This is a genomic window from Chitinophaga sp., from assembly GCF_039596455.1.
In the GTDB taxonomy this organism is placed as follows: Bacteria; Bacteroidota; Bacteroidia; order Chitinophagales; family Chitinophagaceae; genus Chitinophaga.
Genome location: NZ_JBCNJR010000002.1, coordinates 476,453 through 488,529 on the forward strand (window position 1 = coordinate 476,453; position 12,077 = coordinate 488,529).

The following is a 12,077-nucleotide window of genomic DNA, read 5'->3' on the forward strand; positions in this document are numbered from 1 at the left end:
CTACATTTGTTGCATGCCAGGCTGGATGCACATATCAATCTTCATTTTGCTCCTCATACTGCAAACAAAAAGCCCGCTCCTCTACAGCAGCGGGCCCTTCTATAAACCTTGCATTAAAACACTAAAACTTATACCCCACACTCACCCGCAAATTCCTCCCCGGTTCCGCCTGCCAGTAATAAAACGTGGCATAAGCCGCGCCGCTGTACAGGTAAGCATCCAGCAGATTGAGCACGTTGGCGTTGATGCTCAGCCGCTCCCGCTCCCAGAAAAGGCCGCCGTCCAGCCGGAAGTAATCCGGGAGGTCTTTCTGGTTTACGGCGCCCCAGGTCCAGGTGCTTCTGTCTCCCATGAAGGAGAAGCCGGCGGAAATGCCGATGCCTTTCAGCGCGCCTTGTTGCAGCCGGTAGTTGAGCCAGGCGTTGGCGGTATGTTTGGCAAAGCCCGGTACGGCGGCGCCTTTTGCCATGCCTTTGGTGGCTTTGGTGATTTTGGAATCGGTAAAAGCGTAGTTGGCAATCACTCCAAGGCCGGGCACTATCTGTCCGCGCAAGTCAAATTCAACGCCTTCCGTTTTGGTTTGGCCCAGCTGCAGGGAAAAGTTTTCGCCGGCCTGGTTGTCGGGGTCGTTGGAGAGCTGGTTGTTTTTCAGGATGCGGTATACGGAGGCGGTGGTGTTCCAGCGGCCACCCAGCCAGTCACGTTTTACGCCTAACTCAATGTTGTTGCCGGTGATGGGCTTCACTTTTTCCCCGCTTCTCAGCAGGCCCGTCTGCGGCACAAAACTCTGGTCATACAAAGCATATACGGACGTGTTGGGGTCAATGGAAGCGCTGATGCCGGCGCGGGGCGTGAATTTCTTTTCAGACACTTTGGTACCGTAAGAAGATTCTTCCACATAGGTGAAGCGGCCGGCCAGGGTGAGGCGGATCCTGTTCTGCCAGACGCCCAGCTCGTCCTGCAGGTATACGCCGGTGTAAGACTGGTTGATGATGTTGCTGCCGGCGCGCTCGCGCAGGCTTTTGCTGCGGTCAAAAGCGGGCAGGCCGTTGGCGGGTTTGCCATACACCGGTTGGTAGATGTTGAAATATGCGCCCGCAGAATCCAGGTTGTGGCCCTGGTTCCAGTCTGCCATATACTCTTTATTGCCCAGGTCAAGCCCGCCCAGTATGCGGTGGCGGATGGCGCCGGTGGTTACGTCTCCGTTTACGAACAGCTGGCCGTATTTGGCTTCGTTGGAGGCGTCCCAGATGCTGACGCGGCGTATCATGGTGCCATCGGCATTCACGGCGCCCGGCCACATGGAGCTGCCGGTTTGCTGGTAGTTGAAATAGGCGGCCTGTGCGGTCAGTTTCCATTGGTCTGAAAAGTTATGCTGCATGTTGACCATCACGCTGTGGTCATTTATCACCGTGGGGTCCAGGTTGGGCTCTGCGGTGGTGAAATCACGGGGGCGTACGGCATAGTCATTGGCGGCAAATACGTAGTAGGTGCCTACGTTAGACATTTTGGCGTGCTGCAGCGCATACTCCAGCGTGAGCGTGGTTTTATCATCTACCTTATAGCTCAGTACGGGCGCAATGCTGTAGCGGTTGGTGTACTCATAGTCACGGAAGGAGTTTTTGGTTTGTCCCATGAGGTTAAAACGGTAGAGTAGGCGGCCGGTTCTTTCCAGCTTGCTGTCCAGGTCAAGCGTGGCGCGGTAGAAATCGTAGCTGCCAAGGGTAATGCCCGCTTCGCCGTGGGTAACGCCGGTGGGCTTTTTGGTCACCACGTTATAGATGCCGCTGGGCTCGCCGTTAGACATCATGAAGCCTGCCGGGCCTTTTACAAATTCTACGCGCTCTACAAAGCTCATGTCTTCCGTCAGCGGCCCCCAGGAAGAGGTAACGTTCATGCCGTTGCGGAAGGCGGAGGCGCGGGAGCCGCGCATGTTCACGCGGGCGTACATATCTCCCCAGTGCTCCAGCCTGGTGGCGCCGCTCACGTTGCGGATGAGGCCGTCGCTCATGCTGGTTACCTGCTGGTCTGCCAGCACTTTGCTGGTCACCACCTGTATGTTTTGCGGCGTTTCTATCAGGGGCGCGGCCAGGCGCAGGGTGGGGGAGTTCAGCAGGTCTTTGTAGGAGCCGCGGTGTTTGGTAATGGTAAACTCCTGCAGGGTGACGCTGGAAATATTCAGTACCAGGTTTACCCGCACCGTTTTATTGGCTGCTACGGTAACGGGTTGTGCGGCGTTTTCCTGCCCCAGGTAAGACACGGCAATTTCATAGTTGCCGGGCTTGATCTCACGGAGCAGGAAACTGCCGTCTTCCTGAGTAACGGCCATTTTGGACGTTCCTTTCAGTATGATGGAAACGGCGGGGGCGGCGTGCCCGTCTGCCGTGGTCACTTTGCCCCGTATATGGCCGTTGCCTTTTTCTTCAGTGGCGTAAAGCGGGTGGCAAAGCACCATGGCTGCCAGCAGGCAGTATAAATAGTGTAGCGATGTGCGGAACATGTTATAGAGGGTTTATTCGCAGCGCAAATTACATGCGCAGGAAGCCCTGCTATTTATCCATTCCGTAAATTGATTTACGAGATCGGGAAAAAGTTCCGGGAATCACTATGTGTCCAGCACATGTTTGACCAATGACTCAAAATCGGAAAGTGCGGAAGCGAAATCAGGCATGTCTTCTAATCCGGCATATGACATGCTTTCAACGAATCTTGTATATTCCTTTGCATACTCCGGGTCTATTTTGAGTGCATTAATTGCATGGGAAAATTTTTGTCGCGGCGTCATGCCCGTCAATTTTTCAGTGCGTCCATCGTCTTGCTGAAGGGTAGTGAGTACTATTTCGCTAAACTTCGGATGAGCCTTTGCAAGGGGGGAAAGCGGGCTTAGATCATGCAAGTGCCGCACAATGGAGGGATCATCGTTTTCGCTACCTCGTACCCTGTCCATCGTTCGCCATACGAAAGCACTAACCTTATCGGCTGCATTTTCAACAGGGTTTACGCAGGTGATGGCCGCTACTTCGGGAGGAGCGCCTGCCACTTCGGAAATCAAGGAGGAAACCGGCAGAACGATGCCTGGCATCATCAGGCTGGCCAAAGTAAATTCAACGAGCAGATGGGGCCTTAATGCATCCGCGTGCCCAAAACGTGTGGGATATTCAAGACTTACTGCAAAAAAACGATTGCCGTTTCGTGCTGTTATGTTTTTTTCCTGCAGATCAGGGAACGCGGTCCTGAGGTGGGCAAATACAGCTCTTTTCAGTTCTGACAACTTTGTTCTTTGCTTATTGGCGTTTAGCTGCTCTAAGCTGGGGCAGATAACCCTAAAATCGATATCTTCGGAAAAACGTTTAAGAATATGATGTGCCTTTGAAAGAGATGTTCCCCCGGTGAATATCATTTGAAAATCTTCAAATGCGAGTTCTGTGATGAGTTTTATAACCTGAGTAACATACCAATCTTTTTCAACAAACGCCGGAACAATTTCAAGTTCGGAGGCAGTATCCTCCATCACTGCTTTAGAAGGTAGTCCGTTCATAATAAATGCGTGCATCGTTGTAGCCGATCTTTCGCGTTATTCGATTTTTTACGCCGATCATCCGTCCTGTAGGTACTTGCGTAGACCGTCCATTTGCGTAGTCTCTTTCGGCTTTGGTTGGGACTGTCTTGATGCCAAGGCGTGTCAATGCCCTTTTTGCCAAAATGGGTAAAGGCTCGGCAGGTAGTATTTTGCCATTGACCTTGGACACCTTGGTCTTTGCATACAAACCATATCCAATCCGCACCAACTTTCCCTTGCAGACCAAATTCATCAGTGCACGCCCTACCTGGTCATATCCGCCAAGGTCGGCAAAGTCCTTGCGCATTACAACCGGCGCTTTCTTTTTAGCGATCCGGGCTGCCATCCGGCCTTCTATGGTTTTACTGTATGTCATCAATAGTCAAATAACACGCTGCTAATTGGAGATTAATATATAATGCAAAAATACGACATTTTGAGTGAAAAATCAGGTGCTGTTGAATAACAGTGATTTCGGTCTAAAATATTGATAATAAAATTTGAATGAATTGTAAATATACACAATATATACAATATAAAAAGTGCCGCTATGCACTTAACTGTTTTAGACCGGCCTGAGCGCAATCAGCTGCATCTCCTTCTCCTTGCCCCGCAGCCTGATAACGCCCAGCGCTTCCGTGCTGTAGCTGCTGTTGAGGCGTAGGCTGGCGGCCAGGTCTGCAGACATGATCACCTCTTCGTTAAATTCCTTGCAAAGGCTTTGTATGCGGGAGGTGGTGTTCAGCACGTCTCCGGAATAGGTAATGTCACGCTTGATCACGCCAATTTCCCCGGCAATAACATGGCCGCAGTGAATGCCCGCCTTGAAGGAGGGCAGCACGCCGTATTGCTGCAGGTATTTTTCTTCTTTCTTTTTCAGGTAGTGTTTGATGTCGAAAAAGCACTGCACGCACTGGCTGTTCTCTATGCCGTTCTCATACCGCCAGGCTATCACCACTTCATCCCCCACGTATTGATAGATCTCGCCTTTACTGTCCAGCACCGGGTTGGTGATGTCCATAAAAAAGTCTTTCAGCAGCGCGTGGTATTTTTTATCGCCCAGCCGTTCGGCAATGGAGGTAGAGGAGTTGATGTCAAGGAACATGAAGATGCGGCGCTCCTGCCGGGGCGTATTGTATTTGCCGCTGATGATGTTCCAGAACGTGCCGGGGCCGAATTTGCTGTTGATCTGCAACAGCAGTTGCGTGGTAGCTACCACCACTGCCCATACCAGCCCGTTCTTGGCCATGCGCATGCTGTCTGGCAGGGAAATAGCACGCAGTATGAGGTTGATGGTGATAATGATGAGGATGAAAGAAACGGTCACTACCAGGATGGTTTGGCCGTAGGGTTTATCGTGATACTTTACGTTGACGAAAAAGATGAGCGTGCCGCCGCCTACCAGCGCGCCGAACAAGCCAATAGCCATGTTAAGCACAATGGATGCGGCCAGCGTATATTGCGGAGCAGGGCCGGCGGAGTTATGGGTATGCAATACAAAATGATCATAAATGGCTATCAGCAGGCCAATGATCAGCCAGGTGACGGTTACTACACCAAGCTGCCGGAGTTTGAACTGTGTTGTACCGTTCATGGGGTGCAATTTTAAGGCTCCAATTACCCTCCGAAAGTAACCAGATAAATCCATTTGCCCAATGAAGGCGCTGATCTTTTTTCACTTTGAAGAAGCTGGCTGCAACAAGTATTGCTACAGTTTGAAAAAAGTGCCGAACACCCTGTCCCACAAAGAAGTGCTCACGCCAAAGCCCTTTTCATCACTTTTGTAGTGATGCAGGTGATGGTTGCGCCACAGCGGCTTCATGAATTTGAACGGCGGGTTCCAGGCATGGATGGCGTAATGCAGGCTGCCGTAAATGAGGTAGCCCAGCAAAAAGCCGGGGAAGAAAATAAAGGCCGCCTCCCCTAGCAGCAGGTACATGGCGCCAAAGAGGAGGGAGGCAATGAGCAGGCTGGGAACGGGCGGCATAAACAGGCGCTGCCTGTCTCGCGGGTACTCGTGATGATTGCCGTGCAGCATATAGGTGAGCCTTCGCAGCCGCGGGTTTTCTGATACCATGTGAAATACGAAACGGTGCATGATGTATTCGAAGAAAGACCAGAACAGCAGCGCACCGGTGAAAATAAGCGTGATGGCCCCGTAAGAGAACTGCAGGGCGGTATGGCTGTGGTACAGCATGCAGCCGATCACCGGCAGGTACATGCCCCATATCACCAGGGGATGGGTTTTGGTCAGCATTTCCAGGTAGCGGTTCTCGAACAGCCGGGCCTGGCCTTTGTTCCTGATCTTTTCAAATTGCATAAGGCAAAAATGCACCTGCGGCCGCTCCGGGCAAACGTTTTTACCATGAGCCGGGGAATTTTACCCTTGAACCGTGGTATGGCCTGGTTGTGCTGTTACCAGATACTTGTATAAAATTGTATTTTGTAAGCACACGTAAACAGCACATCACATGCAAGAATCACTCAGAAGCCGGCAGTGGTTTGGAAGAAAGGGGAAAGACGGGTTTATTTACCGCGCCTGGATGAAGAACCAGGGCATTCCGCCAGACGAGTTCACCAACAAGCCGGTGATCGGCATCTGCAACACCTGGTCTGAGCTGACGCCCTGCAATGCGCATTTCAGGGAGCTGGCGGAGTCCGTAAAGCGGGGCATACTGGAGGCCGGCGGTTTCCCGGTAGAGTTCCCGGTCATGTCTCTCGGAGAAACCTTAATGAAACCAACGGCCATGCTGTACCGCAACCTGGCGAGCATGGACGTGGAAGAGTCCGTGCGCGCCAACCCGGTAGACGGGGTGGTATTGCTCTGCGGGTGCGACAAAACCACGCCATCCCTGGTGATGGGCGCCTGCAGCGTAAACCTGCCGGCCATTGTAGTATCTGGCGGCGCCATGCTCACCGGCAAGTATAACGGGCGGGATATTGGCACCAGCGACATCTGGCGGTTCACGGACGATGTGCGTTCCGGCATCATGTCTGAAGAAGCGCTGAACCTGGCGGAAGCCGGCATGTGCCGCAGCCGCGGCCACTGCGCTGTAATGGGCACGGCTTCTTCCATGGCATGCATGGTGGAAGCCCTGGGCCTGTCCCTGCCGGGCAATGCGGCCATACCCGCTGCGGATGCCAGCCGCAAGGTACTGGCGCAGCTTTCCGGCCGCCGCATTGTAGATATGGTGCGCAGTAACATGAAGCTGTCTGACATACTCACGCGCGAAGCGTTTGAAAATGCCATCCGGGTCAATGCGGCCATCGGCGGCTCCACCAATTTTGTGATCCACCTGCTGGCCATAGCCGGCAGAATCGGGGTGGAGCTGAATATGGACGATTTTGACCGCCTTTCCGCCAACATCCCGCTCATTGTAAACCTGCAGCCTTCCGGCAAATATTTTATGGAAGACCTCTATTACGCCGGCGGGCTGCCTGCTGTAATGAAGGAGCTGCTGCCCTGGCTGCATGCGGATACGGTAACGGCCAACGGCAAAACGGTGCGGCAAAATGTGGAGAAGGCCGTTTCCCTCAACCCGGATGTAATAGCCCCTGTTGACGCGCCTTTCAACCCGCTCTCCGGTGTGGTGGTATTGCGCGGCAACCTTTGCGAAGCAGGCGCGGTATTAAAACCTTCCGCCGCCAGCCCGCAGCTGCTGCAGCATACAGGCAAGGCGGTGGTGTTCGAGAACATTGAAGATTATAAAGCCCGTATAGATGACCCTGACCTGGCGGTAGACGAAAACAGCATCCTGGTGCTCAAGAACGTAGGCCCAAAAGGTTATCCCGGCATGCCGGAGGTAGGCAACATGAGTTTGCCCAAAAAGCTGCTGGCAAAAGGGATTACGGACATGGTGCGTATTTCAGACGGCAGGATGAGCGGCACCGGCTTTGGTACCGTTGTGCTGCATGTATCTCCTGAAGCCGCTGCCGGCGGCACCCTGGCCCTGGTGGAGAACGGTGACCTCATTGCGCTGGACGTGGCCGGCCGCTCCCTCAACCTGCTGGTGGCGGAAGATATACTGGCCCAAAGGAGGACGGCCTGGCAGGCGGCGGAAAGCCCGTTCCGCCGGGGTTACGTGCAATTGTACGTGCAGCACGTGGAGCAGGCGCACCTGGGCGCAGATTTTGATTTTCTAAAAGGAAGCTCCGGCAGCGAAGTGCTGCGGGATTCGCATTAAACCATCAGCACTAAAATGGATACACCATCTTTCAAAGGAAAAGTAGCAATAGTAACGGGAGCAGGGCAGGGCATAGGTTTTGAAATAGCACGGCAATTGGCCGCTGAAGGCGCTGCCGTTATACTGAACGATATTGATGCCGCGCTGGCGGAAAAAGCCGCGCAGCGGATCACCAACGCGGGCGGCGCCTGCATGCCGGTGCCGGGCAATACGGCGGAGCTGCCGGTGATACGCAACATGGTAGCCACCGCGGTCAGCAGCTTTGGCCGGCTGGATATTGCAGTGGCCAATGCGGGCATCACCCTCTTCGGCAACTTCCTCACTTACCCGCCGGAATCCCTGCAGCAGGTGCTGCAGGTGAACCTGGGTGGTACGTTCTTCCTGGCGCAGGAAGCGGCCAAACAGATGATCAGCCAGGGCGGGGGCGGCTCGCTGCTGTTCATGTCTTCCGTTACGGGGCACCAGGCGCATAAAGATCTGGCCGCTTACGGCATGACGAAGGCGGCCCTTGAAATGCTGGCCAAAAACCTGGTGATAGAGCTGTCCGGCCACGGCATCACGGTCAACACCGTGGCCCCCGGCGCCACGCTCACGGAAAGGACGCTGAATGATCCCGGCTATGAAAAGGTGTGGTCTGATATTACGCCCATGGGCCGCCCCGCCACCACTACGGATATTGCCAACGCGGTACTGTTCCTCGTGTCTGGCAAGGCGCGGCATATTACGGGGCAATGTGTGGTGATAGACGGGGGCTGGACCTCCGTGAGCCCGTCTCCCTTCTGATAATGTGGTGCCGTGAGATGATAATTTAGTGCTAAAAACCCGCTGATTTTTTATGATCTTTGGTGCTTGCCGGCAGCGCCCCCTCTAACGGGCTTACAGGCACAAAATGCAATACATATGAATCCAGGGGAAGGGTTAAAACAGATATTACCGGAAGCACGCATTAAAACAAGATTGATAGACAGGGTGGCATACGCGGCAGACGCGGGTTTTTACCACCTTGTGCCGCAGGCCATTGTACAGCCGGTGAGTGAAGAGGAAATAGCCGCATTGTTCCGCTTTTCGCATACGCATGCCATACCCATGGTGTTCCGCACGGGCGGCACCAGTCTTTCAGGCCAGTCTATCACCAACGGTATCCTCGTAGACCTCAGCCAGTACTGGAACCGCATGAACATTGCGGAAGAAGGCCGCCTGGTACGCGTGCAGCCGGGCATTACCGGCGCCATGGTGAATGCTTACCTGAAAAAATACAAACGTAAAATAGGCCCTGATCCCTCCAGCATCAGCGCCGCCATGATGGGAGGCATTCTCTCCAACAACGCCAGCGGCATGTGTTGCGGCGTGCAATACAACTCTTATCACACCACGCGGTATATCCGTTTTATGCTGGCAGACGGGCAGGTGTTTTCTACGGAAGCGCCGGCAGACTATGACCGCTTTCTGCAGGCTTGTCCCGCGCTGGCAGAGGAACTGACCGCTCTGCGCCGGGACGTGTTGCAGAATGATGTGCTGCACCACACCATCCGCCGCAAGTATGAAACCAAAAACACCGTAGGCTATTCCCTCAACGCGCTGATAGACTACGAGCATCCGCTCGATATTTTTGCGCACCTGCTGATTGGCGCGGAAGGCACGTTGGCCTTCATTGCGGAAGCGGTGATGGAAACCATTCCTGACGAGCCTTGCAAAAGCACGGCCCTGCTGTACTTCCCGGATATTTACGCCGCCTGCCAGGCCATTCAGCCGCTCAAAGATGCGGGCGCGCTGATGGTAGAGCTGATGGACAGGGCTTCCCTGCGCGCGGTAGAGCATCTGCCCGGCATGGACCCCTTCGTGAAAACCTTGCCCCCGGCCGCCGCCGCGCTGCTGATAGAGTTCCAGGAATCTACGGTGGAAGAGCTGGAGCTGCGCGTAAACGGCTTCCTGGCGCAAGTGGGCAGCCTTTCCCTGCTCAACGCCCCCGTGTTTACCATAGACCCTGACGAAAGGGAGTTTCTCTGGAAAGTGCGCAAAGGCCTCTTTCCCGCCGTAGGCGCGGTAAGGGCCAGCGGCACCACGGTGATCCTGGAAGACGTGGCTTTCCCGCTTCATACCATGGGAGACGCCATCCTGGAGCTGCAGGACCTCTTTAAAAGATACAGCTACGACAATGCCATCATCTTCGGCCACGCCCGTGACGGCAACATACATTTTGTGGTAACGCAGTCTTTCAACAATGCCACCGAAATAGACCGCTACGACCGTTTTCTGCGCGAAGTGGTGGAGCTGGTGGTAAAGAAATATGACGGCACTCTCAAGGCGGAGCACGGCACCGGCCGCAATATGGCGCCTTTTGTAGAAACGGAATGGGGCGGGGATGCCTACCGCATCATGCAGCGCATCAAAGCCGCGGCAGACAGCCGCAACCTGCTGAACCCCGGCGTTATCATCAACGAAGACAAGGAGGTGCATATCAAAGACCTGAAGCAGCTGCCGGCTGTGGAAGCGGAAGTAGACCGCTGCATAGAATGCGGTTACTGCGAGCCGGTATGTCCCAGCCGCAACCTCACCACCACGCCGCGCCGCCGTATTGTAGTGCGTCGTACGCTGGAAGCCATGAGGCTGGCGCATGCGGAAGCAGACCGCCAGGTGCTGCTGGACCAATACCAGTATGACGTGCTGGACACCTGCGCGGTAGACGGCCTTTGCGCCGGCGCATGCCCGGTAGATATCAATACGGGCGATTTGGTGAAGCGCCTCCGCCGTGAAAATCATTCCCCCTCCGCCAATAAAACGGCGCTGTGGGTAGCCAGGCATTTCAAGGCTACGGAAATAGCCGCCCGCATTGGCCTGAAAGTGGCCACAGGCTTTAGTGCCGTGCTGGGGCATAAAACCATCACCGGCATCACCAAACTGCTGCGCAAAGCCATACCCGCCGTACCGCTGTGGTCAGACCAGTTTGTCAGCCCGCCTTCCCTCAAAGCGCTGAAAGCGGCGCCCACGGAAGGGCCCAACGGTACGGTGGTATACTTCCCGGCTTGTATCTCAAGGCTGCTGGGCGCTTCTCACGGCGGCAAAAAGAATATTATGGAAACCTTCCTCGAAGTGTCTGCCAAGGCGGGCATTGGTGTGAAGGTGATGGAAAATGCGGCAGGCAGCTGCTGCGGGCAGATCTTCCACTCCAAAGGTTTTGGCGATGCTTACCGCCATACGGCCAACCACATCATTGAACAATTGTGGGAAAGCTCGGCCCATGGCCGTTACCCGGTGGTGATAGACGTCAGCTCCTGTGCGTACACGCTGCATGGCCATCGTCCCCATCTTACCCCGGAAAACCAGGCCCGGTTTGACCAGCTGCGTATCATAGACAGCGTGGATTATTTGCATGACATGGTGATAGACGCCTGCCAGCCCGCTGTGAAAAAAGATAATGTAGTGCTGCATCCCGTTTGCTCCCTGAAAAAGATGGGCACGGAAAACAAGTTCCGGAAAATAGCAGAACGTTTTGCGGAGCGTGTAACCATACCTGTACAGGCGGGCTGCTGCGGCATGGCGGGAGACCGCGGTTTTCTCTTCCCGGAGCTGACCGCTTCCGCCACATTCCATGAAGCAAACGAAGTAAAAGCCGGTGAATACAGTGGTTACTACTCCTCCACCAAAACCTGTGAAATGGCCATGACAGAGGCTGTGAACAAAAATTATGAGTCCATTTTGTACATGGTGAACGAATGCACGGTTGGCAGGTAAAAAAAATACTGTTATCTTCAATTACTCCAACGTTATGCACAGGCTCAACCAATATACGGACAATGAGCTGCTTGACCTGCTGGCAAAAGGCAGTGACGCGGCTTTTACCGAAATATACAACCGGTATTGGAAGAAGCTGTTTGCCGTGGCCGCCGCAAAGGTCCAGGACATGGAAGAGGCGGAAGAGATCGTGCAGGAAATATTTGTTTCCCTCTGGAAAAGGCGTGAAAGCCTGCAGATAACCACTGCGCTGGACAGGTACCTGGTGGTTTCCGTCAAATATCGCGTTATCAAAGTATTGGCCCGCCGGCATCACAGCCGCCGGTACCTCGGCAGCCTGCAGGCGCCCGGCCTGGAAGATGACTCCACCCAACAATGGCTGGCCTTTGAAGAGCTGCAGGAGCGCCTGGAAGCCCTGGTAAGCGGCCTCCCCGAAAAATGCCAGCTGGTATACCGGCTGAGCCGCGAAAAAGGGTATTCCCAGCAGCAGATAGCCGAAGCCCTGCAGATATCCGAAAAAACGGTGGAAGCCCACCTGGGTAAGGCACTCAAAACCCTGCGCCACGGGCTCAACCAGTTTTTACTGTCCATTCTCCTGTAAA

At 54.4% G+C, this 12,077-nt stretch carries 9 protein-coding genes; 4 read left to right on the top strand and 5 right to left on the bottom strand.

Going from position 1 to position 12,077, the window contains the following annotated elements:
- Positions 1–121: 121 nt before the first annotated feature.
- The 5 genes from ABDW36_RS11675 to ABDW36_RS11695 form a co-directional block, all read right to left on the bottom strand.
- Entirely contained in the window at positions 122–2,500 is a 2,379-nt protein-coding gene (locus ABDW36_RS11675; protein WP_343702079.1) for a TonB-dependent receptor, read from the bottom strand.
- A 105-nt stretch (positions 2,501–2,605) separates the two neighbouring features.
- Positions 2,606–3,538 (bottom strand): nucleotidyl transferase AbiEii/AbiGii toxin family protein, encoded by a 933-nt coding sequence (locus tag ABDW36_RS11680; protein ID WP_343702080.1) that lies wholly within the window; start codon positions 3,536–3,538, stop codon positions 2,606–2,608.
- Positions 3,519–3,935: a DUF6088 family protein gene (locus ABDW36_RS11685; protein ID WP_343702081.1), complete on the bottom strand. Its 417-nt coding sequence runs from the start codon at positions 3,933–3,935 to the stop codon at positions 3,519–3,521. The genes ABDW36_RS11680 and ABDW36_RS11685 overlap by 20 nt, the downstream gene beginning before the upstream one ends.
- Positions 3,936–4,124: 189 nt before the next feature.
- Positions 4,125–5,153 carry an adenylate/guanylate cyclase domain-containing protein gene (locus ABDW36_RS11690; RefSeq protein WP_343702082.1) on the bottom strand — a complete coding sequence of 343 codons (1,029 nt, stop codon included), beginning with the start codon at positions 5,151–5,153 and terminating at the stop codon, positions 4,125–4,127.
- A 114-nt stretch (positions 5,154–5,267) separates the two neighbouring features.
- Positions 5,268–5,879 carry a sterol desaturase family protein gene (locus ABDW36_RS11695; RefSeq protein ID WP_343702083.1) on the bottom strand — a complete coding sequence of 204 codons (612 nt, stop codon included), beginning with the start codon at positions 5,877–5,879 and terminating at the stop codon, positions 5,268–5,270.
- A 151-nt stretch (positions 5,880–6,030) separates the two neighbouring features.
- Between ABDW36_RS11695 and ABDW36_RS11700 the strand changes: the two genes are divergently transcribed.
- The 4 genes from ABDW36_RS11700 to ABDW36_RS11715 all read left to right on the top strand — a co-directional run bounded on the left by ABDW36_RS11700 (position 6,031) and on the right by ABDW36_RS11715 (position 12,076).
- Positions 6,031–7,743: an IlvD/Edd family dehydratase gene (locus ABDW36_RS11700; RefSeq protein WP_343702084.1), complete on the top strand. Its 1,713-nt coding sequence runs from the start codon at positions 6,031–6,033 to the stop codon at positions 7,741–7,743.
- Positions 7,744–7,758: 15 nt separating this feature from the next.
- Complete coding sequence (locus ABDW36_RS11705; RefSeq protein ID WP_343702085.1) at positions 7,759–8,526, top strand: SDR family oxidoreductase; 768 nt, start codon at positions 7,759–7,761, stop codon at positions 8,524–8,526.
- 117 nt (positions 8,527–8,643) lie between these two features.
- Positions 8,644–11,475, top strand: a complete 2,832-nt coding sequence (locus ABDW36_RS11710; RefSeq protein ID WP_343702086.1) for an FAD-binding and (Fe-S)-binding domain-containing protein — start codon at positions 8,644–8,646, stop codon at positions 11,473–11,475.
- A gap of 34 nt (positions 11,476–11,509) precedes the next feature.
- Positions 11,510–12,076, top strand: coding sequence for an RNA polymerase sigma-70 factor (locus ABDW36_RS11715; protein ID WP_343702087.1), 567 nt, complete (start codon positions 11,510–11,512; stop codon positions 12,074–12,076).
- Position 12,077 lies beyond the last annotated feature (1 nt).

Bases quoted from the DNA above. Each gene is read 5' to 3' on its own strand.
- ABDW36_RS11675 (WP_343702079.1), bottom strand. From the start codon at position 2,500: ATGTTCCGCACATCGCTACACTATTTATACTGCCTGCTGGCAGCCATG.
- ABDW36_RS11680 (WP_343702080.1), bottom strand. From the start codon at position 3,538: ATGAACGGACTACCTTCTAAAGCAGTGATGGAGGATACTGCCTCCGAA.
- ABDW36_RS11685 (WP_343702081.1), bottom strand. From the start codon at position 3,935: ATGACATACAGTAAAACCATAGAAGGCCGGATGGCAGCCCGGATCGCT.
- ABDW36_RS11690 (WP_343702082.1), bottom strand. From the start codon at position 5,153: ATGAACGGTACAACACAGTTCAAACTCCGGCAGCTTGGTGTAGTAACC.
- ABDW36_RS11695 (WP_343702083.1), bottom strand. From the start codon at position 5,879: ATGCAATTTGAAAAGATCAGGAACAAAGGCCAGGCCCGGCTGTTCGAG.
- ABDW36_RS11700 (WP_343702084.1), top strand. From the start codon at position 6,031: ATGCAAGAATCACTCAGAAGCCGGCAGTGGTTTGGAAGAAAGGGGAAA.
- ABDW36_RS11705 (WP_343702085.1), top strand. From the start codon at position 7,759: ATGGATACACCATCTTTCAAAGGAAAAGTAGCAATAGTAACGGGAGCA.
- ABDW36_RS11710 (WP_343702086.1), top strand. From the start codon at position 8,644: ATGAATCCAGGGGAAGGGTTAAAACAGATATTACCGGAAGCACGCATT.
- ABDW36_RS11715 (WP_343702087.1), top strand. From the start codon at position 11,510: ATGCACAGGCTCAACCAATATACGGACAATGAGCTGCTTGACCTGCTG.